We start from the raw sequence: 26401 nt of genomic DNA on the forward strand, positions 1-26401 counted from the left end.
CGGTGGAGGCTGTGGTCCGGTGCGGTGTCCTGCGGGGGCGGCTGGAACGGTCGATAAGTCCGCTCTCGCCCTCGGACCGCCAGCGCCGGATCCACTTGTGGGCTGTGGGACGGGAGATGCCCATCTCGGCGGCGACATGGGCGACGGGACGGCCGGAGCGGACACGCTCGACCAGCAGCCGCCTGCCGTGAACGGTCAGGCGGGCATTACGGTGGGACACGAAGGCCTCCGTGCGGTGAAGATTCGACACCTCCACCACACACGGGGGCCTTCGCCATGATCAAGTCCGACCCCGCGTTAACAACGCTCGTGATCAATACACCTAACGCCCGAGCCACACCGTCGTGTCCGGGCCGAGCCGGCCGTCCTCCAGGGGGGCGCTGGCCAGCAGGACCTCACCGGCCGGCAGCTCGACCGGCGCGCCGGACAGGTTCGTGACGCAGCGCCAGCCCTCGCAGCGGTCGAACCGGAGCACGCCGTCCGGGGGGTGCGCCGCCCAGGTCAGTTCCTCACCGTCGAGGAGTTTGCGGCGCAGCCGCAGGGCCCTGCGGTACAGCTCCAGGGTGGAGCCCTCGGCGCCGTCCTGCGCCTCGACGGCGTAGTCGGCGAAGCCGGGCGGCTGCGGCAGCCACGCGCCGCCGGGCCCGAAGCCGTACGACGGTCCGCCCGTCGTCCACGGCAGCGGCACCCGGCAGCCGTCGCGGCCCTTGCGGACGTGACCGGTCTGCTCCCAGGTCGGGTCCTGGAGCACCTCGGTGGGCAGGTCGGCGACCTCGGGCAGGCCGAGTTCCTCACCCTGGTAGACGTACGCCGAGCCGGGCAGCGCCAGCATCAGCAGGGTGGCCGCCCGGGCCCGGCGCAGCCCGGCCGCCTCGTCGACGGCCGGGGCGTGGCCGCCGGAGAGCAGCCAGGCGTTGAGGTCGGTGTCCGGCGGCAGCATCAGGCGGGAGGTGTGGCGGATCACGTCGTGGTTGGAGAGCACCCAGGTGGCCGAGGCGCCCGCCGCCCGGGCGGTGGCGAGCGAGTCGGTGATCACCTGCCTCAGCTCTGCCGCGTCCCAGCCGGCCTGCAGATACTCGAAGTTGAAGGCCTGGCCCAGCCCGTCCGGGTGGGCGTACAGCACGCGCCGGGCGCCGGGCACCCACGCCTCGGCGACGGCCATGCGGGGCGGGCGGTAGGCGTCGAGGATCTTGCGCCAGTCGCGGTAGATCTCGTGCACGTCGTCACGGTCGTAGAAGGGGTGCGTGCCGGGCGGCATCGCGGCGAGTGCCTCCTCGCCGCTCAGCTCGGGGGCGCCGAGGTCGCGCAGGGGTTCGCTCAGGTCCTTGACGAGGGCGTGGGCGACGTCGACGCGGAAGCCGTCGACCCCGCGGTCGGACCAGAAGCGCAGGGTGGCGCGGTGGTCGGCGCGGACCTCCGGGTTCTCCCAGTTGAGGTCGGGCTGCTCGGGAGCGAACAGGTGCAGGTACCACTGGCCGTCGGGCACCCGCTGCCACGCGCTGCCACCGAAGACGGACTGCCAGTCGGTGGGCGGGAGTTCGCCGTGCTCGCCGCGGCCGTCGCGGAAGACGTAGCGGTCGCGGGCCGCCGAGCCGGGCCCCGCGTACAGGGCCTCCTGGAACCACGCGTGCCGGTGCGAGGAGTGGTTGGGCACGATGTCGACGATGACCTTCAGGCCGATCCGGTGGGCCTCGGCGGCCAGGGCGTCGAAGTCGTCGAGGGTGCCCAGGCGCGGGTCGACGCCCCGGGGGTCGGCGACGTCGTAGCCGCCGTCGGCGAGCTCGGACGGGTAGAAGGGGCTCAGCCACAGGGCGTCCACGCCCAGGGCGGCGAGATGGGTGAGGCGGCGGGTGATGCCGCGCAGGTCGCCGAGTCCGTCCCCGTCGGCGTCGGCGAAGCTGCGGGGGTAGATCTGGTAGACGACGGCCTGGCGCCACCAGTCGGGGTCGCGGGACGACAGGTCGAGGATCGAGCGATCGGTCACGCGGTCTCCTTCACAGGCATACGGGCGACAGCACTGAATCTGTCCATAATGCCGGAAAAAGGAACCATCGCATTGATCGGAGTGATCCATTCCTGCTGTGACGAAAGCGTGATGACAGCGCAACTTGCTTTGTATTACCGCAGGTTGACAGCGTGCTGCGGCGCCGCCACGATGGGTGCCACTGAGGCGCATGTGACCAATGAGCCCAGTGCTTCTCAGACCACTCACCCCCCGGTACGGCCCCGGCAGCCGCGCGCCGCCCGCATGCCGTCACCCGGGTCCGGCACACGCCAAGAAATGGGATCCGCATGTCCATAGCGAGACGTGTCACCGCGCGACGCCTGCTGGGGACGGGCGCCGCGGCCCTCGCCCTCTGCGCCGCCTCCGCCACGACCGCGTTCGCCACCGGTACGCCCGGTGGGGACGGCTGGTCGTCCGGCGGCAGCTACAAGCCCGGGACGGGCGCGGGCACGGAGACCGGGACCGACCGCTGCCAGTTCTCGCTCGACGGCACGAACTTCCACGACTCCGTCAAGGTCGACGACCAGAACCTGAAGCCGACCGAGGACGGCAAGGTCCACATCAAGGTCCGCGCCGCCGGCGACGCGACCACCTGCACGGCCTCCCTCGCCTCCTACCTCGCGCACGGCGCGACGTTCGCGACCTCCGGCGAGCAGGTGTTCGTCGACTTCGACACGGTGACGGTCAAGCCGGGCGGCACCGAGTCGCTCGACATCGCCATCCCGGACAGGGGCTGCTTCGGGCAGATCGACCTCTACCGCGGCGCGGTGAAGTTCGACGGCCGGCTCGACGCCAAGGACGGCTTCGAGCACGGCGAGCTGCCCAAGGGTCCGGACCGCCCCGTCATCAAGGACAAGCTGATCGCGGCCTGGAACGGCGGCACGAAGGACTGCACGACCCCGCCGCCCGCGGAGGAGGAGCCGCCCGCCTCCACCCCGCCCGCCAGCCCGTCCGAGCCGGCCGAGGACACGACGCCCCCGGCGTCTCCCTCCGAGCCGGCCGAGCCCTCGACGCCGCCGTCCTCCGGCACGGACACGCCCACCCCGAGCGCCTCCGAGTCGACGCCCGCCGCTCCCCGGCCGAACGGTGGTGGCGGGGACCTCGCCGAGACCGGCGCCAACAGCAGCACCGGCCCGATCGCCCTCGGCGCGGCCGCCCTGCTCGCGGGCGGCGCGGCCCTCGTCGTCGCGACCCGCCGCCGCGCGGCCAGGCGCAGCGCGTAGGACGCGAGAACCTGCGGATGCCCGGGGTGCTGTCGTCCGGCGGCGACAGCACCCCGGGCGTTCTCATGCTTCGACCGTCGCCAGGTACAGCTTCACGTAGCGCTCCACGTCCACATCCAGCCCCACGTCGACCAAGGGCTGTTCACGCGTGCCCTCGTGAAGTTCCGCCTCACCGGGCCGGGGGCGGCGGTCCACGATCGTCATGCCGCGCGTGGGACCCGGGGCGAGTGAGACGTCCACCGGGAGGCGGTGGGTCGTCAGGCCCTCGGGGTCGACGACCGCGCACACCGCACCCGCGTCACCGAGGCCGCCGGCCGTCTCCGAGGGGTCGTCCGGGCGGCTGTCCGGACGGGCCGGACGGTGGGCGAGCAGTTCCCCGGCCAGCCGCGCCCCCGGATCGCCGCTCGCGCGCAGCCTGCGCACATCCGCGGCGGGGACCACGACCCGCGTGAACACGTCCAGCCCGTACATCGTGATCGGCACCCCGGCGGTGAGCAGGATCGCGGCCGCCTCCGGGTCGTGCCAGACGTTGAACTCCGCGACGGGCGTGGCGTTCCCGACGGCCGCCGCGCCGCCCATGAAGACGATCCGCTCGATGTTGCGGACCACCTCCGGATGCGTGCGCAGGAGCAGCGCGATGTTGGTGAGGGGGGCTGTGGGGACGAGGGTGACCGGGCGCGCGGAGGCGAGGATCTCGCGCCGCAGCAGCGTCACCGCGTCGACGTCGGCGGGCCCGCGCGCCGGTTCCGGCAGGCCCAGGTCCCCCATGCCGTCGCGCCCGTGCACGTGCTGCGCCGAGCGGGGAGCCTCGATCAGCGGCCGCTCGGCGCCCCTGGCGACGGGGATGTGCGGGGCGCCCGCCTGCTCCAGCACCGTCAGCGTGTTGCGGACGACGCCGTCCACGTCCGTGTTCCCCGCCACGCAGGTGATCGCCCGCACGTCGAGCGCCGGGTGCCGCACGGCGAACAACAGGGCGAGGGCGTCGTCGACGCCGGTGTCGCAGTCGATGATCACCGGGATGCGCTGACCGTCCGTCACGGCGGGGACTCCTTCCAGGGGCACGCGGGACAGCTCCGTAGCAGCGACCTTACGACGTGGGCGGCGGGCCGCTCCGGGCTCCCCGCCCGCGTCGCGACCGGCGTATCACCGTGACATCGCGCTCCGTCCGGCCACGCGAACGGACGCGGCGACGGCTCCGGCCCCGCCGCCCCGTCGTTCCCGGTCCGTGGTGAACCCGTTTCTACGACGGGTCCCACAGCGCGGTACCGCGGGCCGCCACGCGGTCGCCGATGCGGCACAGCAGCTCGGCCCCGGGCAGGACCTCCGGGCGGCGGCCGTCGCGCAGGCGGGGTGCCACGAGACCGGCGGCGGCCTCCCGCCCGCCGATCACCGCCTGGTACGGCACCAGCCGGGCCGCGCGGATACGGGCCGCGAGGGTGCCCTGCCCGGGCCCGGTGACCTCGGCGCGCAGCCCGAGCTCCCGGGCACGTCCGGCCAGGGCGTGGGCCGCCTCGAACTGCTCCTCCCCCACCGGCAGGACCACCAGCTGTACCGGCGCCAGCCACGGCGGGAAGGCACCGCCGTGCTCCTCGAGGAGGTGGGCGACCGCACGCTCCACGCTGCCGATGATGCTGCGGTGCACCATGACCGGGCGGTGTTTCGCCCCGTCGGGGCCGATGTAGTGCAGGTCGAAGCGCTCGGGCTGGTGGAAGTCGATCTGCACGGTGGAGAGGGTGGCCTCACGGCCTGCCGGGTCGGTGATCTGCACGTCGATCTTGGGGCCGTAGAAGGCCGCCTCGCCCCCGGCCGCCTCGTACGGGATGCCGGAGCCGTCCAGGACCTCCCGGAGCAGGGCGGTGGCGCGCCGCCACAGCTCCGGGTCGGCCACGTACTTGCCGCCCTCGCCGGGCAGGGACAGCCGGTAGCGGGCCGCGCGGATGCCCAGGTCCGCGTAGGCGCGGCCGATCAGCTCCAGCGCGGCACGGGCCTCCTCCACGGCCTGCTCCAGGGTGCAGAAGATGTGCGCGTCGTTGAGGGTGATGGCCCGTACCCGGGTCAGGCCGCCGAGGACGCCGGACAGCTCCGAGCGGTACATGCCGCCCAACTCGGCCATTCTCAGGGGCAGCTCTCGGTAGCTGTGGGAGCGGGAGCGGTAGATCAGGGCGTGGTGGGGGCAGAGGCTGGGGCGCAGCAGGACCTGCTCGGCGCCCACGTCCATCGGCGGGAACATGTCGTCGCCGTAGTGGTCCCAGTGCCCGGAGATCTCGTACAGCTCGCGTTTACCGAGGACCGGCGAGTACACGTGCCGGTAGCCGGCCCGCCGTTCCGCGTCGCGGATGTACTCCTCCAGGGTGTGCCGCACGAGCGCGCCGTCGGGCAGCCAGTACGGCAGCCCGGCGCCCATCAGCGGATCGGTGTCGAACAGGTCCAGTTCACGGCCGAGTCGGCGGTGGTCGTGCATGGTGACTCCTCGCGGTGGGGAGGCGAGCACCACGCGACGAAGCCCCGGGGCACTCGCCCCGGGGCTTCGGACCTCTTGGGTCAGCTGTCAGCGCGCCGGGACACTCTCCGGCGTCGTCGTGGCGGACGGGTACGACTGGGCGCGCTGCATGGGCGCGACCGTAACAGGGGGGCCGGGGCGGGGCGAGGGGTTTTCGCACGGGGTGGCGGTGCGTCTGCCGGTCCGCTCACCCGGACGGCCCGTATCGCTGGTGGGCGGGCGGTCGCGGTGGTGCCGTAAGAGCACCACCCGATCTTGGAGAGACCGCCCCGCCCGGAGGCGCCTCCATGAGCCCCCTGCAGGAGGCACCCCGATGACGCACCCCCCGGCCACCCGTGCCCTCCTCGCCTCCGCGCTGTCCGTGACCGCCCTGCTGGCCACGGCCGGCTGCTCCGTCGAGGACGAGCCCAGGCCCCGGTGGTTCTCCGCGTCCGCCTCCGCGTCCGCGTCCGGCGCGTCCCCCGCCGTCGAGCAGCCCGCCGGTTCCGGAGCCGCCCTCACCGAGGCGCAGGCCCAGGCGGCGCTGGTCACCGAGGCCGACCTGGGGGAGCCGTGGGGGCCCACCCGGGGCGCGCGGACCTGGCGGGACGGGCTGCTCAAGGCCACCACGGAGGACCGGGACTGCCAGCGGCTGCTGGACGCCCTCTACACCGAGGAGCCGTTCGGCGCCCCGAAGGGCCCGCAGGCGACGTCCGCGCTCGACGACGGCGACACCGACGCCCAGCTGCGCTACCGGGTCGCCGCCCATCCCCCGGCGGACGTGGACCGCACACTGGACTGGATGAAGTCGCTGCCCGGCAGATGCGGCCAGTTCATGGCCGCGACCACCCGTGGCGGCGTCCAGGGCGTCGAGGTCCGCGACCTTCCGCTGCCGCCGGTGGGGGACGCCCGGCAGGCCCTGCGGGTCACGCTGGCCGGCGAGACGGAGGAGGGGGAGCTGACGTACCTCACCATGGACCTCGCCGCCGTCCGCGTCGGCGAGGAGACGATCACCCTCACCAACGCCGGCCTCGACGAGGTGTACGCGGAGGTCACCCAGCAGGCCGTGCAGATCGGGACACAGCGCCTGGCCGATATCAGGAAGCAGGGCAGGGCACAGATCTGACGCCCCGGCCCGGGGAGTCAGTACCGGTCGAAACGCGTGCGGTGGGCGATCACGTCCCGCGCTGCGTCCAGGGCCGTACGCCCGCGCGCGAAGGCGTCCGCCCGCAGCCGCGCGAGCGCGTCGTCCGCGGCCACGCCGAGCTGCGCCATGATCATGCCGACGGCCTGGTAGACCTCGTCGTGGTCGGTGGCCAGGCCGCTCAGCCAGTCCTCGCCGTCCTGCGTCTCGGGCTCGTCGCCGTGCGGCAGTGCCATCAGGGCCACGGTCATCACACCGGCCACGATCCGGGCCACGTGCAGCTGACGGCCGGTGAGCCCACCCGGCCGGTCGCGGTACAGGTCGAGCGTGCCCACGCACACCGCGCCGCTGCCCAGCGGCACCGCGTACACCGCCCGTACCCCGGCCGCCGTCGCCTGCTGGGCGAAGACCGGCCAGCGTCCCGCGTCACGGCCCGCGGTCAGGTCGCAGGCGAGCACGGGAGCGCCGTCCTCCAGCGCGCTCTGGCAGGGGCCGTCGCCGAGCGTCGCCTGGATCTGCGCCAGGTGCGCGGCCTGCGCGCTGCTCGCGCTCAGCTGCACGGGCATGCCCCCGCTGCGCAACGACACGCTCGCGCCGATCACCGGCAGCAGTTCCACCGCCGCCTCGCACAGCCGCCCCGGCACCTCTCCGGGCTCGGCGCCCCGCACGCCCCTGGCGATCACGTCGGCGGCCAGGACTCCGTCCGGGTCCGGACCACCGCCTCCGGTGCGGCCGGGCCCCGGGTCGCCGTCGGGGGCGCCTCGGGGATCATCCCTGGGCCGCACGACCACCGCCTCCTTCGATCACCGCGGCTTGCGCCGTTTGCCGTGTCCCAGGCGGGCCGCTGGCGAGGGCGGCCGTCGTGCGGCCACCACCGCGGGGCGGTCGCCGGGCGACCACTGCCGCGGGGAGGCCGCGCGGCCGGCCGCACGGTGACCGGTGCGCCCGCGCGGCGATCCGCCCGGCCACAGGCGGCATCACGCGCCCTCGCCCGGGTCCGCCGCCCGCCGCGCATCGGCCCGGCACCCGCCCGGATCACTCCGGGCCTCCCGGAATGGTGCCCCGACTACCCGTTGCCGGCGGTGCAAAACCCCTGAGCGGGGCCGTCACCGGGGGTTTCGTCCTCAGCGCTTCTCGTACGGGTTGGCCGGCTGCGGCACGGGGCGTACGGACGTGGCGTCGATGACCGGTGGCCAGGCGGCGTCCGAGCCGAGCTCGCCCTCGGGGTGCCACGTGCCGGTGACCGTCACCCACGTGTCGACCGGCGGGGGCTGCGCACCGCGTACCTCGGCCTTGGCGGCCGTGGCGTCGGCGGCGCAGCAGGAGACGAGGAGGCGTGTGACGTACCAGGTGCCGTCGCCGCCACGGGTGACGAAGCCGGTGAGCCGGACCGTACGGCCCTGCAGGGACCGGCCGCTGTCGTAGACGGCCCGGGAGCCGAACTCTCCGAGGGTGAGGTCGAGCGGGTTCCCGGACGGCAGGGCCGGGAAGGTGCCGACGCCCTGGGCGGCGCGCTGGGCCGCCTCGCGCCCCGCGCTGTAGGAGCCGAGGGCGGGTGGCGGGAACAGCAGGAGGGCGAGGGCGGGGAGCGTGAGAAACCAGGCGACGCGTGGGCCGCCGGGGCCGTGGCTGTGCCCTGCGTGGCCGCTGTCGTCAGCCGCTTCGTGCTCGGGCTCGTACTCGGGCTCGGGCTCGGGCTCGTACTCGGGCTCGTTTCCAGCCTCGTGGTGGGCGGCTCCGCGTGTCACCACCGCCACCGCCACGCCCAGCAGCACCAGCACCACCCCGGACACCACCAGGTACGGCCGCAGTCCCGCCTGTACGTACCGCAGATACAGCTCGCTGAAGAGCGACACCCGCAGGATCGCCGCGCCCACGAGCGCGAGCAGCACGGCCGGTCCGTAACGCCTCACAGCAGCCACCACCCCACCAGGACGCTGCTCGTCACGGCCACGACCCAGGTCGCCGCCGAGAACCGCACCGCGAAGGCCCTGCCGAACGTGCCCGTCTGCAGCGCGATCAGCTTCAGGTCGACCATCGGCCCGACCACCATGAACGCCAGCCGCGCGGTCGGGGAGAAGCCGCTCAGCGACGCCGCCACGAACGCGTCGGCCTCACTGCACACGCACAGCACGACCGCCAGCACGGCGAGCAGCAGCACGGGCAGCCAGGCCGACCCGGTGAACACCTCCAGCAGCCACGGCGGCACGACGATGTCGAACGTCGCAGCGGCCGCCGCTCCGAGGACGAGGAACCCGCCCGCGTGCAGGAAGTCGTGCTGGAGCCCGGAGACGAAGGCGCGCGGGCCGCCACCCGGCGTCCGCCCGCCGCTCCGCTTCGGCAGCCGCAGCCACTCCTCCCGCCCGAACCGCACCCACAGCCAGCCCATCACCACGGCCGTGCCGAGCGAGGCGAGCAGCCGGCCGAGGACCATCTCCGGCCGGCCGGGGAAGGCGATCGAGGTCGCCACCAGGACGACGGGGTTGATCGCGGGCGCCGACAGCAGGAAGGCGAGCGCTGCCGCGGGTGCGACCCCCCGCCGCATGAGGCTCCCGGCCACCGGCACGGACGCGCACTCGCAGCCGGGAAGCACGACCCCCGCCGCCCCTGCGACCGGCACGGCGAGCACCGTACGGCGCGGAAGCAGCCGCTGGAACACCCGCTCGGGCACGAACGCCCCGATCGCCGCCGACACGACGGTGCCCAGCAGCAGGAACGGCACGCCCTGGACGGTGATCGCGGTGAACACCGTCCACCAGGCCGCGACCGGCGGGGTGTAGAGGTCGAGCGCGAGCATGGGCCCGAGCACCGACGCCACCGTCACGACGGTGATCAGCGCGGCGCCCCCGAGAACGGCGTACACCAGGGCCCGCAGGCCCAGCCGTATGCCGTCGGCCACCGTCCGTTGGTTCTCCACGTGCCCCGCCCCGGTCGTTCGCTTTCCCGCGAGGAGGCTAACCCGTACGACTGTGCGAGACCCTCCTTACAGGGGAGGCTGTGCGGGCGCGGGCCCGAGGGTGGTGGTGCCGGGGGCCGTACGGTGCCCGAGGCCCGTCCGGTAGGCGTCCAGGGCCGCCTCCACGCGGCCGGTGCGCCGCAGCAGGTCCCCGAGCAGCCGGCACAGGTCGGCAAGGTCACCGGCGGCGCCGGCACGCTCCAGCAGACTCAGGGCGCGGACGTAGTGCTCCTCGGCGTCCTCCGTGCGGCGGGCGTCCTCGGCGATGATGCCGAGCAGCCGGTGCGCGGCGGCGGAGTGGACGGCGCCGCGCTCGGGGGACAGGTGCCCGAGGACGTCGTGCAGCAGGGCCGCCGCCTCGTCGGACCTGCCGCGCCGGTGGAGCACGTCGGCCAGTTCGACGGTGACCTGGCTGCTGTAGAGGGCGGCGCGCTTGGCCGACAGCATGCCGAGGGCCTGCCGCAGCTCCTCCTCGGCGCGTTCCAGCCGGCCGTCCTGGGCGTAGACGTAGCCGCGCATCCAATGGCAGTTGGCGAGTTCCGTGCGGATCTGCAGTCCCCGGTACAGCTCGGCGGCCTTGGCCAGGGAGGCGTCGGCCTCGGCGAGGCGGCCCTCGGCGACCAGGGTGCGGGCGACGGACCGGTGCATGCGGGCGACCAGGGCGGGATCGCCGGACTGCGGGGCGAGCGCCAGGGCGAACTCGGCCGCCTGGGCGGCCCGGGCCTGCGCGCCCATGTCCATGTAGGGGCCGATGGCACTGGCGTAGAGCAGCAGCAGGGCGTCCGGGTCGTGCAGGCCGCCGCGGTTCAGTTCGTCGAGGGCGGTCTCCAGCAGGTAGACGGCGTACCGGAGTTCACCGGCGAGGTAGTGCGCCACGGCCCGGCCGCGCAGGGCCGGGACCCGGGCGGGCAGCGGCGCGCCGGCCAGACACTCCTCTGCCCGCTCGAAGTACTGCCGGCCGGCCACGAGCTCGCCGGTCTCCAGGGCGCACTCGCCGAGCCCGAGCAGCGCGGCGGACTGCTCGGCTGCCAGGGCGTGCGTCTCGGCCTCGACGAGCAGCTCGGCGTACTGCTCGGCCGCCGCCTCCGTCTCGCCGATGGCGAGGGTCCGCTGCGCCTCGGTCAGCCGCAGCCGCAGCCCGGTGACGAGCCGGGCGGAGCGCCCACCGGCGAGTTCCTCGAAGGCGACGCCGAGCCGCTCCGCGAGATGCCGCAGGGCGTCGTCGGAGGGCCGCACCCGGCCCGACTCCAGGGTGGAGATGTACGCCGGTGTGTACACGGGTTCCGCCAACTGCCTTTGTGTCAGTCCCCGTTCGACACGCAACCGCTGCACCCGGCGCCCGATGACCCCCGGGTCGTCACGCTCCCCCACGGCAACTCCCCTTAGCCCTCTTGCAGTTCACTGTGAACTGCCCCTAGGTTAAACGGAGTGTTAAGCCGAATTATCGAACCCGCTTAATACGTTGCCGCCGTAGTCGCCGCCCCAGTTGCGAGGTCGCCGTGCTGGAACGCACACGCACCGCCGAGCGGTACGCCCGAGGCGTCACCGCCGCGCTTGTCGCCGTGGCGACCCTGCTGATCGCGGGGAACGCGGGGCCGGCGAGAGCGGAGACCCCGCAGCACGAGCAGCGGACGGTCGCCGACTCCCGCTGAGCACCGGGACATGGCGTGCGGTCGGCCGACGGCTGCGGGTGCGCGGGGAGGTCACGGACACGAGAGCGCACCCGCCGGCTCCATCCACAGGTGTGGACGAACTCGCCGAGGGCGGACGCGGCGTGGTGACGCGCGGAGCGGCTAGGCCGCGTCCCCGCGCGAGCGGAGGTAGCGCCAGCCGAAATAGCACACCCCCACCGCTCCGCCGGCCGCGCCGGCCGCGCATACCGCCGTCGCCCACGTCGCCATGTCCTGGGTGACCCACAGCAGGCTCACCACGACCAGCGCCATGGAGAACAGCAGCCGTTCTCCATGGCCCGGTCCGCGACGGCCGGTCAGTCCCTGTTGGCCGTCCCTCGTCCGCCCCGGCGCGCACGTCCGGCTGCGCGGGGGCCGCCTGCGCGGCCTGCGCTCCGACGCCGCACAGTGCGCCGGTTCATGGCGAAGGCGGTTGTGGAGGAAATTCGCCTTCGTAATGGAGGTAGTGTGAACATCACCGGGAGGAAATTCAACCGGTCAACCGGGTCAACGGGGTCAACCGGGTAAAACGCTGCTCAACGCCTCGTCGAGGCTTTTCGCCACCTGCGCGGCACCGGGCCGGGGCGCGCCCGCCGGCCGGGGACCGCACAGGGCGTCCAGTTCGGTGATGAGGGTCTGGGTGACGGCGCCGTACAGGGGTGTGCGAGGGCGCTGTACGGCCTCGCTCAGGGCGGGCAGCAGGATGTGCCGGGAGTAGCTGACACCGTCGCCGAGCCGGTCGGGGGCCTTGAGCTCGGCGCTCTCGCCGGTGGGGGAGGCCGAGGCGCTCCCGGAGTACGCGGAGGCGTGCCGGCACTCCGGGATGCTGCCGGGAGCCTGGTAGGCGGACGTGCGCGTCGCGGCGAACCCGGCGCGCAGCAGGCAGCGTTCGCTGTCCGGGTCGGTCAGGAACGCGATCAGCTCGGCGGCCTTGGCGGCCCGCTGCTCGGACGTCGACGAGGTGACGGCCAGGTTCTGCCCGCCGAGCACGGCCTTGCCGGGCAGCCGGGTCACCCCGAGCTCCCCCTTGAACGTCTCGTACAGGGCCGGGTAGACGTACGGCCAGTGCCGCAGGAAGGTCGTGCGGCCCTCCGCGAAGGCGCTGAGCGATTCGGCCTCGCGCGACCCGGACGCCTCCCCGAGCATGTACGGCGGCGCCGTGCGCTCCCGGAGTTCGGTCACGCCGGCCGTCAGCTGCGCCTCGTCGGCGGCGTACCGGCCGTTCTCGTCGGTCAGCGCGAAGTCCGGGACGGCCGAGGCGAACGCCTCGATCGCGTTCACCGTACGGCCCTCGTAGGCGGCGAGCTGCGTGGTCCACCCGTCCTCGTACCCCCTGGGATCCGCCCGGTCGTTGACGGCGCCGATCAGCTCCCGCAGGTCGTCCCAGGTCACGCTGCGGCCCAGTGCGGTCCGGGCGGCACCGGCCTCGCGCAGGTGGTCCTTGCGGTAGTACAGCAGGCCCACGTCGCTGTTGAAGGGGACCGCGTACCGCTCGCCGTCCCAGAACGACGTGCTGTCCACGGACGGGATGATGTCGCCGGGCTGCTTCACCGCCGCGCCGTTCAGCGGGCGGATCAGGCCGGCGGCGGCGAACTCCGGGATCCAGGTCACGTCCAGGTTCACCACGTCGTACTCGGCGCCGCCGGACTGGAGCGCGCCGAGCAGCTGGCTGCGCTGCTGGTCGGCGGAGCCGGGGAGTTCCACCAGGCTGGCCCGGTAGCCGTGTTCGCCCTCCTTGGCGTTCCAGGCGTCGATGAGCTGCTGGCGGATGCCGTTCTTGCCGGTGACGTCCTGGCCGCTGGCCACCACGATCCGGGGCGGGTCGGCGGCGCCCTGCGGCTCCTCCGGCGCGTCCGTGCCGGTGCAGGAGGTGAGCGCGAGCAGGGACAGCAGTGACAGTGCGGCGGCGGTCAGGCGGCGAGCCATCATTCCTCCCCCGTTCCGGTGCGGGCGACCTCGTCGTGCAGGGCGGGCACGAGGTCGTCCCCGATGTCCAGGCAGCGGCCCCGGCCGGCCTCGGCGATGCGCGTGGCGGGGCGGCCCTGGTCGCAGCCCGAGCTGCTCAGGGACACCATGGCCACCGGGACGCCCGCGCCACCGGCGCGGCCGAGGACCTCGTCGAGGGCCTTGCCGGCCAGGCGGCCGTCGTCCTCGCCGTCGGTGAGGTACACGATCAGCTGCGGCCGGTCGTCGCCGGTGCCCCGCTCCCGCATGAAGGCCAGGGCGTCCAGCAGGGCGCCGCGCGGATCGGCCTCCGCGTCCCGCACCTCGGCGGTGTCCAGGGCGTGTTCGGCCTCGGAGCGCTCGTGCGTGCCGAATTCCAGCAAGGGGGTGTGCGTGCGGCCACCGGTGCCGTGCACCGCCCACACCCCGTACTCGTCCTCCCCGCCGAGGCCGGGCAGGGTCTGCTTGAGGATGCCCGGGCCGCCGCTGGAGCCGTCCCACCGGCCCGCCATCGAGCCGGAGCTGTCGAGGAGGAACAGCACCCGGCCGGGTCCGTGCGCGTTGCCGTAGCGCTCCAGCGCCCGTCCCATCTCCGAGCGGTCGGCCGGCTCGGCCGGGCGGACGGACTCGGTGAGGCCCTCGGGAGCCGAGGTCGTGTCGAGCAGGGCTCGCTCACCGGTCGCGGACCTGAAGCCGTGCTCGCCGAGCACCGTCCGGCCGCCCTTCCCGGCCAGCCAGGTGCGGAAGCGGTCCACCGCGTCGTCCCGCGCCTCGGCGTCCCGGTCGCCGTCCTCCCAGCGCACGCGCACGAACGCCGGTTCCAGGCCGGGCACGTCGTCGGGGTAGACGGCGACGCGCGGGGCGCGGGTGGCCGGGTGGCAGCCGATGCCGCTCTTCAGCAGGAACTCCGGGACCAGCGCCGCGCCGCGGTCGTCCACGGTGTCGTCGCCGGGCAGCGCGCACAGCAGGCGCACGGCCGAGGGCTCGGGCCGCCCGACCCGGGCGAGTTTCAGCTCGACATCGCGCGCGTCGGCACCGCCGCCGTACAGTCCCATCGTCGCCAGCAGCGCCGAGTCGGTGAACACCGGGTCAGGACGGTGCAGTTCGGCCTTGCCGTCGACTCGTTCGAGGGCGGCGTGCAGTTGGGACAGCGACCGTCCGGTGGGTTCGAGGCCGGCGCCGAGTGCCTTCGGTACGGCCAGCACGACCGGCGAGTACGCGATCGGCTCGGCCTCCGGCTCCAGCCGGGCGAAGACGCGGTCCTGCTGGGCCGCGGCCGCGGTGACCCGGTCGACGTCGGCGCGGGTGGCGGGGATCCACACGTCCGGCTGCGGGCCGACGTCCCGCTGCGGATTGTCGTCCTCACGGGGCTTCTGCCAGGCGTCGGTCCGCTCACCCAGGGCGGTCACCACGGCCGCCGCGCCCGCGCTGTTGACGGTGGCGCCGCTGCGCCGGCAGCCCTCGCCGGTGGTGTTGGCGGCCGAGGTGACGTAGGCGTCCGCGGCCGCCCGCATCGCCGGCTCCAGGTCGGGGTCGGTGAGGACGCGCAGTTCCAGGGGCGGCTCGCAGGTGCCGGAGTCGCCGGTCAGAGCCAGGATGCCGTAGCCGCCGGCGCCGGTGGCGAGCACCGCGAGCAGCGCCGCCAGCGCGGTACGGCCGGACCGGGCGCCGGCTTTCCGGGCACGGGCGGGCAGACCACGGAGCCAGAGGAGCCAGGGGGTCCCCGGAGGAGGGGGCGGGGGCACCGCAGGCCCCGCCGCCAGCAGCACGTCCGCTTCCCGGTCCCAGGGGGGAGCCAGTGCCTGCGGCCGCTGCGGATCGTCGTCCTCAGCCTTGTACTTCGCGGCGGCCATCCGCTCCTTCACCGCGGTGTACAGCTCGGAGAGCCACACCTCGCCGCCCTCGTCGAGGACGCGCGTGAGTTCGCGGGTGAACGGTGTCGCCGCGTCCGCGTCCCCGCCCAGGATGCAGCGGTTGGGCTGCACGCTCATCAGCAGCAGGATCTTGTGCTTCTTGCGCTTCGGATCGTCGAAGCGGTGCCAGATCCCCGCCGCGTTGCCCGCGTAGCAGCAGTCGAGGATCACGACCACCTGCTCGGCGTTGCTCTCGGCGAGCTCGCCCAGGACCTGGCTGAAGCTCACCGAGCCGGGCAGCCCGTGGCCCGAGAGCACCCGCGCGGTGCGCATCTGGAGGTGCAGCTCGTTGCCGGAGGGGGAGGTGACGGCGTGCCCGGCGAAGTAGAGCAGCAGCAGCCCTCTGGCCTCGCGGCAGGCGCGGCGCAGCGCCCCCGTGAAGTCGTCCGGGGCCGGCGAGGCCAGGGTCCTCACCTCGCCCGTGCCGAACACCCCGCCCCGGTGCAGTGCGTCCTCGAGTGCTGTGCGGTTGTGCCGCACGGCCGGGAGCTGACCGTTCACGCCCTGGGGATCCGGTGCCGTGTGGTCGTACTCGGACACACCGGCCAGCAGCGCCCGGTTCGCCTTGCCGCGCGGGTCGAAGCGGCTCACCGGCCTACTCCCCGTCGGGGTCCAGTGGGCGGATCTGCGGATCGGGATCGCCGCCCTGGAGCCTGCGGCGGTTGTTCGTCCAGGTCTTCACCGCGCGGGCGGTGTACTCGGTCAGTGCCGCGACCGTGACGACGTCGCCGAGGAGTTTCAGCACGAGTTCGAGATCGGGCCCGAGCCGTCCCCTGGTCCCGTCCGTGCCGCTCTGCTCCTCGATGCGCAGGTGCCGCGCGGAGAGCAGCTCCTCCAGCGGCTCTTCGCGCTCCAGCCACGTCTTCAGAGCTCTGACGTCATCCACGGTCGCGCCGGCGCCCAGCCGGACGCGCACGCCTAAGACAGCCACTTGGTCCCCCTCTGTCATGCCCGACATCATGACACCGGGTCAGGCCCCGGCGGCAGACCTGTGACGTGACCTGCGAAAGCGATTGCACGCCCCTTTCACGCCACGCGCACACGGCGCACGCGGCTCAGCCCTGGGTCTGCAACTGCCTCAGCTGCCGCTGCACATGGTCCAGCGCTCCTTCGCGCCGCCCGGGCACCCGTCCGCGCAACGCGGCGAGCGCGGCGCCCAGTTCGCGGGCCGGGGCGGTGTCGCGGACCTGGCCCCACTGGTGGTGCGCCCGGTCCACGGCGGCCTCGACGGCGGGGGCGTCCGGCGCCTGCCCGGCGTTCAGGCGGGCGGTGGCGATCATCAGCCAGGTGCGGCAGCTGCGGGCGGCGTCCCCGGCGAACATCGCCAGGTCGGCCCGCACTTCGGCCCAGTGCAGGGCCTCTTCGGACGCGGGCCCTTGCGCGGTGACGGCGATCTGCTCGTGCCGGGCGGCGAGCGCGTCGGCTTCGGCGTGCCGGCCGGACTGGACGGCGGCGGTGATGGCGGCATGCGGATCCCCGCCCGTGGGGCCGGGCAGGCTCAGCACCAGGTCCGTGCCCTGGCTCTCCGGCGCGATCCGGGCCAGCGCCTGCTGGTGCAGCTGCTCGACGGGCGGCCGGAACCCGCTGCGCAGGATCGTCGCGACGGCCTTCATGTACGCCGGTTGCGCAACGGTGCGCCGGGACGGCGGTGGCGCGATGCGACCGTGAACGGCGTTGCCGCGGCCCGAGTCCAGCGGGGTGCTCCGCAGCAGCTCCCAGGTCTCGGCGTCGGCGTGCAGGTCGAGCAGGAGGGTGGTGGCGCCGGCCGGTCTGAGCCGCAGTTCCTCCCGGAACCAGTGCCAGGGGAAGGCGGTGTAGCGGGCGGTGGAGGCGGTGGTGCGGGCCAGCGCGAGGTGGGGCAGGCGCTGGCGGCGGTCGAGCTGGAGCTGGCCGGTGACGTAGACGGTGAGGGGGCCGGGGGCCGCGGCTGCGGCGCGGAGCCGGGTGAGGACGGCCTGTGGCTCCAGCGGGTCGGCGAGCTCGACGACGTTCGCGGTGTCGGTGCCGGACAGCACCGCGGGTGGTACGGCGGCGAGGACGGGGAGCACGGAGGCCGCGTCCACCAGGCGCCCCCTGCCCACCGGCGAGGCCGCCAGCAGCAGCACGGTTCCGGGCATCTCCCCACCCCCTGTGTCGATCACGTACGTCAGCACCGTAGCCGCTGCGGCTGCAAAGGTGGGTCTCAGGACCGCAAACGTCCGCCTTCGGGGGCTTCGCCCGCGGGTCTCCCGCGGACGGGGAACACCGTCGTGCCGTCGGCGAGGTGTTCGCCGCCGTGCCGCGGCGGGCCGTCCCGTACGAAGGCGGCCGGGCGGGCCGGTTCGGCGGTACCCGGGTCCTCGGCGACGGCCCGGGCCACCTCGTCGGCGAGCGGGTAGCAGGTCCCGGTGCCGTCCCGGGCCTCGGTCGCGCCGTCCGTCACCGGCAGCAGCGTCTCGTCGCCCGCGACCCGCCGCCGCGCCTCCGGCGGCCCGGGCCCGAGGTCCCGGCAGCCGAGCGGCAGCCCGGCCCCGGCCGCCGGGGTGCGCACCCGCCCGGCCCGACGGCGAGCGGCGGCTCGTGCCCGAAGAGCAGCACGTCCGCCGCTTCCGGGTCGTCGTCGGGAAGGCGGGCAGGACGGCCGTGCGTCCCCGCACCCGCAGCCGCAGCCGCTCCTGACACCGCACGACGTCGCGGCGCCCGGCCCCGGGCGGGCCGGACGAGCGGGCCGTGCCCTCTGTGGCGGCGGCTCACGGCACCAGCGAAACACGGGGCCGCACCGGCCGCATCCGTATCCCACCGCTCCGCCGACTTGCCGGGGGCTGCCCGCCGGTGTGCCCTGGATCCAGGGGCAGGGACAGAGAGGAGAGCTGTCATGGCTCATGCGGCACCCGCCTCACGCAAGATGATCACGCAGCGCCGGAGGCCCGACGTCTTCAGCGCGCGGACCCACTCCGTCGCGCATGTGGCCCTGCCCGTCGTGCTCGGGCTGATCTACGGCTTCTGGGCCGCGGCCAACCAGCGTCACGGCGGGCCCATCACGGGCTGGAACCTGCTGTTCGGCTTCGTCACGGCGCTGGTGTTCGCCGTGCTGTTCGCCGCCGTGTGGCAGCTGGCCCCACGACTGCCCCGTGAACTGCACGCGCTGAGCTGGTTCGTCTTCGCGGGCTGCGCGACCGGTTTCCTCTACAACCAGACCGACGCGTCCGTGTACAGCTCCAGCGGGCTGGGGCTGGCGGTGGGGGCCGGTGTCTTCGTGATGGTGTTCTACCGCTCCTACACGCACGAGGACGCCGCGGGTCGGCGCGTCGACTGACGAGGACCTGGTCACCCGTTCGGGGGAGCCGCGCTCGCGGGCCGGGCCCGGGGCGCCTTGCCTGGAAGGGTGTCCGAGCGCGACCGGGCGCCCGTACCCGAGAAGGCGCCCCCACGAGCGCGGAACGTCCTGTCGGCCGTTCTGCTCACCTTCGCGTGCCTGCTCGTGCCGTTCGGGGCGCTCGCGTCCTGGGCGGCCCACGGGCTCACCGACACCGGCCGCTGGGTCCGGACGATGGCGCCGCTCGCCGCCGACCCGGACGTGCGGCGCGCGGTCGCGGACGCCGTCGGGGACGGCGTCATGCGGGAGGCCGGGCGCGAGGTCGACACCGGCCCGCTGCGCGGGGCGGTCGCGCCCTTCGTGCACGACGCGGCACGTTCCTTCACCCGCACCGAGGCGTACCGCACGGCCTGGGACGCGGCCAATCGGGCCGTGCACGACGCGGTGCTGCGCGCCCTGCGCGACGACGGCGCCCACGGAGCCCCGGTCACCGTCGACCCCGCCCCCGTCATCGCCCGGGTCAAACAGCAACTCTCCGAAGACCACGTGCCGTTCGCCCACCGCATCCCGGTCACGCACACCCGGATCCCGGTGCTCCCGGCCGGGGACGTGGACCGACTGCGCAAGGGGTACCACGTGCTGGACACCGCCGCCCTCTGGCTGCCGCTGGCCGCCGCCGTCCTCGCGGTCGCCGCGATCTCCGTCGCCGCGTGCCGCCGCCGCGCGGTCACCGCCCTCGGCCTGGGCACGGCCCTGGGCGGGGCGCTGCTGGCCCTCGCCGTCGCGATCGGCCGCCGCCTCACCCTCGCCGACCTGCCCGACGCCCTCCACCGCCCCGCGGCGGGAGCGGTCTACGACGCCCTCACGGCCACCCTGCGCACGGTGTCCTGGCTGCTGTGCCTGCTGGGTCTGGCGGTGGCGGCCGGCGCCTGGATCACGGGCCGGTACGGTCCCCGGCTCGCCGCGCGGCGACATGCGCGAGGGTCCGCAGCGCCCGTCGCAGATCCGGTTCCGGAGCCGACGCGAGCCCGAGCCTGACGGCGTCGGGTGTGTGCCCGGGGGCGACGGCGAAGGCAGGGCCGGGCGTGACGGCGATGCCGTGCGCCGCGGCGGCGGCCGTGAAGGTGTCCGCGCGCCACGGGGCGGGCAGCTCCCACCAGGCGAAGTAGGCACCCGGATCGGACCGTACGGCGAAGCCCGCCAGTTCCTCGGCGAGGATCCGCTGCCGCCGGACGGCGTCCGCCCGCTTGGCCTCCACCAGCCGCGCCACCGTCCCCTCCCCGGCCCACCGCACGGCCGCCTCCAGCGCGAACCGCCCCGCGCTCCAGCCGCCCGACCGCACGGCGTCGGCCACCACGGCGACCCGGTGCGGCGGTACGACGAGGAACCCTGCGGTGAGCCCCGGGGCGACCCGCTTGGAGAGCCCGTCGACGACATGGGTGAGGGCCGGGGCGTGCACGGCGAGCGGATCACCGGGCTCCCGCAGGAAGGACCAGATGCGGTCCTCCACCACCGGCAGGTTCAGGTCGTGGACCAGCTGCGCGAGTTGCAGCAGCCGCGGCCGGCTCGTCGCCAGGGACGTCGGGTTGTGCAGCGCCGGCTGTATGTAGAGGGCGGACAGCGGCGCCGTACGGTGCGCTGCGGCGACGGCCTCCGGGAGCAGCCCGGCCGCGTCTCCGGCCAGCGGCACCAGCGTGCTGCCGAGCCGCGCCGCGATGTCCTTGACCAGCGGGTACGTCAGCTGCTCCACCCCGACCCGGCCGCCCGGCCGGACCAGCGAGGCCAGGACGGCGGCGATGGCCTGCCGGGCGTTGCCCGTGAACAGCAGCCGCTCCGGGGCGGGGCGCCAGCCCGGGGTGGTGAGCAGCGTGGCGGCGGCCTCCCGCGCGGCCACGGTGCCGGTGGCCGCCGCCGGTAACAGCGCCTCGGCCAGCACGTCGGGGCGCAGCAACGGCGCGATGACGGGGGCGAGCAGCTCCGGCTGGCCCGGCACGGAGGGGTAGTTGAGCTCCAGGTTGACGGGGGTGGCGGCCGGACCGGGCTCGATGAGCGCCCGCCCCGTCGGCCCGGCCGGTGCGGCCCGTACGAAGGTGCCGCGCCCGACCTCCCCGACGACCAGCCCGCGCCGCACCAGCTCCGCGTACACCCGCCCGGCCGTCGACGGCGCGATGCCCCGCCGCCGCGCGAACGCCCGCTGCGGCGGCAGCCGTTGCCCGGGCCTCAGCCGCCCGGTGGCGATGTCGTCGGCGATGCGGTCGGCGATACGCCGGTAGTCACTCATCAGCCGGTCTCCCCCTTGGATTGCACCGAGAGCAAAGATCTTATTGCTCCGAGTAGTTGGGCGGCCTAGGGTCGACGTCATGGCACCCTTCCTCGCATACGAGGACAAAGGGCCCGATACGCATCGGGTCCCCCTGGTCCTCGTCCACGGCCACCCCTTCGACCGCACGATGTGGGCCCCGCAGCTCGAGCGGTTCCCGGGCACCCGCCGCGTCGTCGCCCCCGACCTGCGCGGCTACGGCGCCTCCCCCACGACCCCCGCCGTCACGGACTTCTCGGGATTCGCCCGGGACATCGAGGCCCTGCTGGACGAACTGAAGGTGGAGTCGTTCGTGCTCGCGGGCCTGTCGATGGGCGGGCAGATCGTCATGGACTGCTACCGCCTGTTCCCCGAGCGGGTCCGCGGCCTGGTCCTCGCGGACACCTTCCCGTCCGCGGAGACCCCCGAGGGCGTGCGCACCCGCGACGCCACGGCGGACCGCCTCCTCGCGGAAGGCATGCGCGGCTACGCCGACGAGGTCCTGGAACGGATGGTCTCCCCCTCCGCGTCCGCCGAGGTCAAGGCGCACGTGCACGACATGATGACCGCCACCGCCCCCGAGGGCGCCGCCGCGGCCCTGCGCGCCCGCGCCCGCCGCCCCGACTACGCCGCCCTGCTGCCACGCGTCTCCGTGCCGGCCCTGGTCGTCGTGGGAGCCGGGGACACCTTCACGCCCGTCTCCGACGCCCGGGCCATGCACGCGGCCCTTCCGGACGCGGCGCTGCACATCATCGACGGCGCGGCCCACATGCCCAACCTGGAACGCCCGGACGAGTTCGACAGTGCGCTGGAGGAATTCCTGGCCCGGGTCGACGCCCGGCAACCTTCCCCCGCCCCACCCCGTCTTTGAGGGAGGATTCGGGCATCCCACCCCGCGAACGGAAGGCCGGGCCTTGGACACCGCCGCTGCCGAGTGGACCGCCAGGGACGACGGGCGGGAGCACCGTCCGTCCGGACGGCGGCTCGGCGCCTGGTGTGCCGGCCTGCTGTTCGCCGGGGTGAGCGTGGTCGTCGGTTTCCGGGCCGCCGACAGCGACGGCATCACACCCGTCCCGCAGCTCCTCGCCTTCCTCCCCTGGCTGCTCGTGCCCACCGCCGTGGCGCTGCTGCTCACGCTGCTGTCCCGCTGGTGGCCGGGGACGGTGTGGGGCGTCGTCCTGCTCGGCCTGCTGGCCTGGTACATCGAGCCGTACGGCACGGCCGGCGACCCCGTGGGCCGCCCGGTCGCCGAACTCCGCGTGCTGACCTCCAACGTCGAGTTCGGCCAGGGCACCGGCTCCCTCGTCACCGCCGTCCGCCGTGAGGAACCGGACGTGGTCTTCGTGGTGGAATGCGACCACGAGTGCGACGTGCTGCTGAAGCGGGACCTCTCCCAGGACTACCCGCACCGCGCGGCCGTGGAGGGCGGCGGCTCCGAGGGCTCCGTCATCCTCAGCCGCTTCCCGCTCCGGCCCACCGAGGGCGTGCGCGGCACGATGGGCATGCCCGGGGCGGTCGCCGACGTGAACGGGCACGCCGTACGGCTGCAGCTCGCCCACCCCATGCCTCCGCTGCCCGGGCAGGTGGACCTCTGGCGCCGGGAGCTCGGCGCCCTGCGCGACGCGGCCACCGCCGACCCGGGCACCCCCCTCGTCCTGGCCGGCGACTTCAACGCCTCCCAGGACCACGCGGCCTTCCGCCGCATCCTCGACACCGGGCTGAGCGACGCCTCCCGCCTGGACGGCGCCGAGCGCACCGCCACCTGGCCCGCCCAGACGGCACCCACGCTCGGCGTGCAGATCGACCACGTCCTGGTGTCGGAGGACTTCGGCGCGAGCCGCACCCGCATCCTGGATCTGGCCGACACCGACCACCGCGCGGTCGTCACGGACCTCACCCTCCACGAGGGACGCTGACCGGAGTCCTGTCCGCACACACGAGCCCCGTCCGCACACGCGGATACGGCCGCCCCTCGTGGCGGGGCGGCCGTATCCGCGTGCGGGTCTCAACCGGCCGGCTTCTCCAGGTCCTTGTCCATCGCCGCCGCCAGAGCGGCGGTTCACAGCCGGTCGCCACGCGCCCGCCCGGTCGCGTTCGGGATGGCGTTGGTGCAGGACGGGCCGGGCCCGCCACCGGACATCAGCTCACTGCACGGGCCCGGCACCCGGCGGCCCTCTCAGACCCCCGAGTCCAGCCCTCCCCCGAACTGCTCTTGCCGGCCGGCTCAGACGCCGATGTCGCACCCGTCGGCACGCCACACAGCCACCACGGCCGGGCGGACGTACGTCCCGGGCCCGTCGGGCCAGGTGCTCGCGGGCTTCTCCACGGACGCCCCGTCGATCTCGCCCGGGTGCTGCACCGCGACCAGGACGCGCCGGTCCTGGATGATCGGGCCGCAGGTCTCGGCACCCTTCGGCACGGTCAGGAACTGCTTGAGCTCACCGCGCCGCTCGCCCCGGGTCGCCACACCGAACAGGCCGTCGTGCGAGCCGAGCTGGGCACCGTCGGTGGAGATCCACAGGTTGCCGTAGGGGTCGAAGGCCACGTTGTCGGGGCAGGAGATCTGGCTGACGGCGTCCTTCGGGAACCCGGCGAAGTAGGTCGCCGGGTCCTCCGGGTCACCGGCCACCAGGAACAGCGACCAGGCGAACCGGGTGCTCTCCGGCCGGTTCCACCGCTCGGTGAGCTCCAGCACGTGCCCGTGCTTGTTGGCGTGGCGCGGATTGGCCTCGTCCGCCTTGGCGTTGGAGCCGACGCCACGGTTGGTGTTGTTGGTCAGCGCCACGTACACCTTGCCGGTCACCGGGTTGGGCTCGATGTCCTCGGGCCGGTCCATCTTGGTCGCGCCCACCTTGTCCCCGGCGAGCCGCGTGAAGACGAACACCTCCTCGGCGCTCATCCCCGCCACGTGCGAGACGGCACCCTTCGCGGTGGCGGTGGCCAGCGGGATCCACTCACCGCTCCCGTCGAACTCCCCGTCCCTCGGCAGCTTGCCCGTGCCGTCGATCTCGATGGCCGGGGAGTCACCGGTGAGCTTGGCGACGTACAAGGTGCCCTCGTCGAGGAGGGAGAGGTTGTGCTCGCGCGCGGCACGGCTGCTGCCGTGCTTCATCCGCTTGCTGCCGACGAACTTGTAGAAGTAGTCGAACCGCTCGTCGTCACCCGAGTACACGACAGGCCGCCCGTCGTGCGTCAGCCGCACGGTGGCGGCCTCGTGCTTGAACCGCCCGAGAGCGGTGTGCTTGCGGGGCGTCGAGGTGGGGTCGTACGGATCGAACTCGACGACGTACCCGAACCGGTGCGCCTCGTTCGGCTCCTGGGCTACGTCGAACCGCTTGTCGAACCTCTCCCACTTGCGCTCGGTGGCGCCGGTGCCGATCCCGTACCGCTTGTCGGTCGCCCGGCCGCCGTTGGCGAAGTACTGGTTGAAGTTCTCCTCACCGTGCAGGGTCGTGCCCCACGGGGTGACACCGCCCGAGCAGTTGTTGAGAGTGCCGAGCACCTTGGTGCCGGTCGGATCGGCGGAGGTCTTCACGAGCTCCGACCCGGCGACGGGCCCGGTGAGCCGGAACTCGGTCGTGGCGGTGACCCGCCGGTTCAGCTGGTGCCGGGAGACGGCGGTGAGCTTCCCGCTCCTGCGGTCCCCCTCGACCACGACGGCGGACAGCCCGTGCGCGGCCCAGGCGACCTCGACCTGCTCACGGGTCGGGTTGGCGGCGTCGTACCCGCGGAACATGAGGATCTCGTCGGTGTACTCGTGGTTGGCGACGAGCAGCTGCCTGTTCCGCTCTCCGGGCAGCGGAAGCAGGGCGAGGAAGTCGCAGTTGTACCCGAACTGCGCGGCCTGGGCCCTGGCGGTCTGCTTCTCCGGGTCGAAGGCGGGAGCGCCGCGCAGGATCGGCTCGCCCCAGCGGATGACGACGTTCTGCCGGTACCCCTCCGGCACGGTCACCGCGTCGGCGGTGTTGGGCGCGACGGGCGCGAAGCGCAGTCCGCGCGCACCCTTGTGCTTACGCCGGGCGGCCTCGGAGGCGGCGCCGGCTGCCGGGGCGGCGGCCGGAGCGGCGGCGGCCTGCGGGGCCCGGGCGATCCCCGCGGCACCCGCGCCTGCGGCGGCCACGGTCACCACGGCCGCGGCACGCATCATCGACCGCCGGCTGAGCGCACCGGCGATCACATCACCGACGTACTCGTTGGAGCTGGTGTTGGGCACCTCGTGGAAGCAGGCGTCACCACACCGGAAACGACAGGTCATGGCGGACCGGCCGCCGGGGTGCGAACCGGACGGCGTTCCGATCAACGGCAGCAGCTTGCGCACTTTTCTCTCCCCATGGATGCCCTTGGTGTCAGCGTGACCGTAGGGGTACATACGTGCGGTAGCCGGGCGCCCTGGTGAACAACGAATGAACCCCCGGCTGCCGTACAGGGGTTGCGGTGATTCAACCCGTCGAAACCTGCACCGGCCGGATGTCCCCCTTGACAGGGTGGACCTGGCACAACAGACCCTGCCCAAGATCACACAGGAGGGCCGCTAACCTTACGTGTCCGTCCTGGCCAGGGATTGACGGGCTTCAACTCACGCGAAGGGTTGCGCGCACATGGGCATTCTCACTCTCTTGCGGAACGCGTTCGGACGGTCACGCAAGTCACGGACCGCCGAGGCGGAGGGTGCGGCGCGGACGACCGCCGGTGAGGCCGGCGGGACCGAGGAACAGAGCGGCGGCCCCACCAGCCGCGACACCCTCGCGCCCGCCGACCGGACACCGGCAGCGGCCCCCTCCGCGGACCCGAAGGTCCCGTCTCCCTCCCCGGAACCCGAACCCACACCGACGGCCAACGTCCCTGAGCCCCGCGCGTCGGACTCCGGGGAACACGACCTGGTGTCGGCGGCCTTCGACCGTTTGGCGGTTCCGCGTCCTGCCCGGTCGGCGGAGGGGGAGCCGGGGGAGCCGGGAGCTGTCACGGAGAAGGCGGCGGAGGCGGAGACCCCGGTCGCCGAGGAGCCGACGGTGAAGGACGAGGCCACGGCGGAGAAGCCGGAGCCGGAGCCGGTGGAGGAAACGGCGGAGACGTCGACCGCGACCGCCACGACGACCGAGGAACCGGAGTCGGCGGACGAGGCGCAGCCCGCGGCGAAGACGGAAGCGAAGGCGGCGCCCGAGGCGGACGCACCGGCGGCCACGGACACGGACACGGCTGACGCGAAGGCCACGGCCGACGCTCCGGCGGACACGGCTGACGCGAAGGCCACGGCCGAGGCCGACGCACCGGCGGGCACGGACGCGAAGCCGGAAGCCAAGCCCGAGCCGCAGGCCGAGACGCCCGCGGAGCCGAAGCCCGCCCCCGCCCCGGCCGAGCCGAAGGCACCGGAACCGGCAGCCGCAGAGGCCCCTGCCCCGGCGACGGCCCCCAAGCCCGAGACGAAGCCGGCAGCCGAGGCGAAGCCCGAAACGAAGTCGAAGCCCGAGCCGAC

Annotated in this window: 23 protein-coding genes and 2 pseudogenes; 8 read left to right on the top strand and 17 right to left on the bottom strand. The window is 74.1% G+C overall.

The window, feature by feature from the left end:
• On the bottom strand, positions 1-220 hold a 220-nt coding region (locus ACFU3E_RS05130; protein WP_384152272.1), incomplete at its 3' end, for a leucine zipper domain-containing protein.
• A gap of 102 nt (positions 221-322) precedes the next feature.
• Positions 323-1984 (bottom strand): glycoside hydrolase family 13 protein, encoded by a 1662-nt coding sequence (locus tag ACFU3E_RS05135; RefSeq protein WP_384152275.1) that lies wholly within the window; start codon positions 1982-1984, stop codon positions 323-325.
• Positions 1985-2292: 308 nt separating this feature from the next.
• On the opposite strand from ACFU3E_RS05135, the gene ACFU3E_RS05140 reads away from it, so the two are divergent.
• On the top strand, positions 2293-3228 hold the full coding sequence (locus ACFU3E_RS05140; protein ID WP_384152278.1) for an LAETG motif-containing sortase-dependent surface protein: 936 nt from the start codon (positions 2293-2295) through the stop codon (positions 3226-3228).
• 63 nt (positions 3229-3291) lie between these two features.
• On the opposite strand, the gene ACFU3E_RS05145 is transcribed toward ACFU3E_RS05140, so the two are convergent.
• Together ACFU3E_RS05145 and thrS are read right to left on the bottom strand one after the other, a co-directional pair.
• A complete protein-coding gene (locus tag ACFU3E_RS05145; RefSeq protein WP_384152281.1) occupies positions 3292-4266 on the bottom strand; it encodes a nucleoside hydrolase in 975 nt (324 codons plus the stop codon).
• 202 nt (positions 4267-4468) lie between these two features.
• Positions 4469-5689 (bottom strand): threonine--tRNA ligase, encoded by a 1221-nt coding sequence (gene thrS / locus ACFU3E_RS05150; protein ID WP_384152284.1) that lies wholly within the window; start codon positions 5687-5689, stop codon positions 4469-4471.
• A gap of 352 nt (positions 5690-6041) precedes the next feature.
• Here thrS and ACFU3E_RS05155 point away from each other — a divergent pair, with 352 nt between their 5' ends.
• A complete protein-coding gene (locus tag ACFU3E_RS05155; RefSeq protein WP_384152286.1) occupies positions 6042-6833 on the top strand; it encodes a hypothetical protein in 792 nt (263 codons plus the stop codon).
• A gap of 17 nt (positions 6834-6850) precedes the next feature.
• Here the strand turns inward: ACFU3E_RS05155 and ACFU3E_RS05160 are convergent, their stop codons facing one another.
• The 4 genes from ACFU3E_RS05160 to ACFU3E_RS05175 form a co-directional block, all read right to left on the bottom strand.
• Positions 6851-7642 (bottom strand): GAF and ANTAR domain-containing protein, encoded by a 792-nt coding sequence (locus ACFU3E_RS05160; RefSeq protein WP_384152289.1) that lies wholly within the window; start codon positions 7640-7642, stop codon positions 6851-6853.
• Positions 7643-7975: 333 nt separating this feature from the next.
• Positions 7976-8764, bottom strand: coding sequence for a TIGR03943 family putative permease subunit (locus tag ACFU3E_RS05165; protein WP_384152292.1), 789 nt, complete (start codon positions 8762-8764; stop codon positions 7976-7978).
• Entirely contained in the window at positions 8761-9768 is a 1008-nt protein-coding gene (locus ACFU3E_RS05170; RefSeq protein WP_384152295.1) for a permease, read from the bottom strand. The genes ACFU3E_RS05165 and ACFU3E_RS05170 overlap by 4 nt, the downstream gene beginning before the upstream one ends.
• Positions 9769-9834: 66 nt before the next feature.
• The gene (locus ACFU3E_RS05175) at positions 9835-11178 is read right to left on the bottom strand and encodes a tetratricopeptide repeat protein (RefSeq protein ID WP_384152298.1); all 1344 of its coding nucleotides are present in this window, start codon (positions 11176-11178) and stop codon (positions 9835-9837) included.
• A gap of 128 nt (positions 11179-11306) precedes the next feature.
• Between ACFU3E_RS05175 and ACFU3E_RS05180 the strand changes: the two genes are divergently transcribed.
• The gene (locus tag ACFU3E_RS05180; protein ID WP_384152301.1) at positions 11307-11459 is read left to right on the top strand and encodes a hypothetical protein; all 153 of its coding nucleotides are present in this window, start codon (positions 11307-11309) and stop codon (positions 11457-11459) included.
• A 141-nt stretch (positions 11460-11600) separates the two neighbouring features.
• Here ACFU3E_RS05180 and ACFU3E_RS05185 read toward each other — a convergent pair whose 3' ends face one another.
• From ACFU3E_RS05185 to ACFU3E_RS05210, 6 genes are all read right to left on the bottom strand, one after another.
• Complete coding sequence (locus tag ACFU3E_RS05185) at positions 11601-11738, bottom strand: hypothetical protein (protein WP_384152304.1); 138 nt, start codon at positions 11736-11738, stop codon at positions 11601-11603.
• Positions 11739-11993: 255 nt separating this feature from the next.
• Positions 11994-13403 (bottom strand): extracellular solute-binding protein, encoded by a 1410-nt coding sequence (locus ACFU3E_RS05190; RefSeq protein ID WP_384152897.1) that lies wholly within the window; start codon positions 13401-13403, stop codon positions 11994-11996.
• Positions 13403-15925: a caspase family protein gene (locus ACFU3E_RS05195; protein ID WP_384152307.1), complete on the bottom strand. Its 2523-nt coding sequence runs from the start codon at positions 15923-15925 to the stop codon at positions 13403-13405. Before ACFU3E_RS05195 ends, ACFU3E_RS05190 begins: the two co-directional genes overlap by 1 nt.
• A 4-nt stretch (positions 15926-15929) precedes the next feature.
• Complete coding sequence (locus tag ACFU3E_RS05200) at positions 15930-16265, bottom strand: hypothetical protein (RefSeq protein ID WP_384152310.1); 336 nt, start codon at positions 16263-16265, stop codon at positions 15930-15932.
• A 124-nt stretch (positions 16266-16389) separates the two neighbouring features.
• Positions 16390-17451: a hypothetical protein gene (locus tag ACFU3E_RS05205; RefSeq protein WP_384152899.1), complete on the bottom strand. Its 1062-nt coding sequence runs from the start codon at positions 17449-17451 to the stop codon at positions 16390-16392.
• Positions 17452-17516: 65 nt separating this feature from the next.
• Positions 17517-17864 (bottom strand): SpoIIE family protein phosphatase, encoded by a 348-nt coding sequence (locus ACFU3E_RS05210; protein WP_384152313.1) that lies wholly within the window; start codon positions 17862-17864, stop codon positions 17517-17519.
• Positions 17865-18188: 324 nt separating this feature from the next.
• Here ACFU3E_RS05210 and ACFU3E_RS05215 point away from each other — a divergent pair, with 324 nt between their 5' ends.
• Both ACFU3E_RS05215 and ACFU3E_RS05220 read left to right on the top strand, forming a co-directional pair.
• Positions 18189-18629 (top strand): hypothetical protein, encoded by a 441-nt coding sequence (locus ACFU3E_RS05215; protein ID WP_384152316.1) that lies wholly within the window; start codon positions 18189-18191, stop codon positions 18627-18629.
• Positions 18630-18698: 69 nt separating this feature from the next.
• The gene (locus ACFU3E_RS05220) at positions 18699-19667 is read left to right on the top strand and encodes a hypothetical protein (protein WP_384152319.1); all 969 of its coding nucleotides are present in this window, start codon (positions 18699-18701) and stop codon (positions 19665-19667) included.
• On the opposite strand, the gene ACFU3E_RS05225 is transcribed toward ACFU3E_RS05220, so the two are convergent.
• Positions 19564-20910: a PLP-dependent aminotransferase family protein gene (locus tag ACFU3E_RS05225; RefSeq protein WP_384152322.1), complete on the bottom strand. Its 1347-nt coding sequence runs from the start codon at positions 20908-20910 to the stop codon at positions 19564-19566. The two genes, ACFU3E_RS05220 and ACFU3E_RS05225, sit on opposite strands and share 104 nt — an antisense overlap.
• A 79-nt stretch (positions 20911-20989) precedes the next feature.
• On the opposite strand from ACFU3E_RS05225, the gene ACFU3E_RS05230 reads away from it, so the two are divergent.
• Positions 20990-21799, top strand: coding sequence for an alpha/beta fold hydrolase (locus ACFU3E_RS05230; RefSeq protein WP_384152325.1), 810 nt, complete (start codon positions 20990-20992; stop codon positions 21797-21799).
• A gap of 43 nt (positions 21800-21842) precedes the next feature.
• Positions 21843-22844: an endonuclease/exonuclease/phosphatase family protein gene (locus ACFU3E_RS05235; RefSeq protein WP_384152328.1), complete on the top strand. Its 1002-nt coding sequence runs from the start codon at positions 21843-21845 to the stop codon at positions 22842-22844.
• A gap of 143 nt (positions 22845-22987) precedes the next feature.
• Here the strand turns inward: ACFU3E_RS05235 and ACFU3E_RS05240 are convergent.
• Positions 22988-23086 (bottom strand): annotated as a pseudogene (locus ACFU3E_RS05240) (snapalysin family zinc-dependent metalloprotease); the annotation flags it as partial.
• Between the two features lie 66 nt (positions 23087-23152).
• Entirely contained in the window at positions 23153-25246 is a 2094-nt protein-coding gene (locus ACFU3E_RS05245) for a PhoX family protein (protein ID WP_384152331.1), read from the bottom strand.
• A gap of 280 nt (positions 25247-25526) precedes the next feature.
• Here ACFU3E_RS05245 and ACFU3E_RS05250 point away from each other — a divergent pair.
• Positions 25527-26401 (top strand): annotated as a pseudogene (locus ACFU3E_RS05250) (Toxic cation resistance protein); the annotation flags it as partial.

It is taken from the genome of Streptomyces sp. NPDC057424, assembly GCF_042803315.1.
GTDB lineage: Bacteria > Actinomycetota > Actinomycetes > Streptomycetales > Streptomycetaceae > Streptomyces.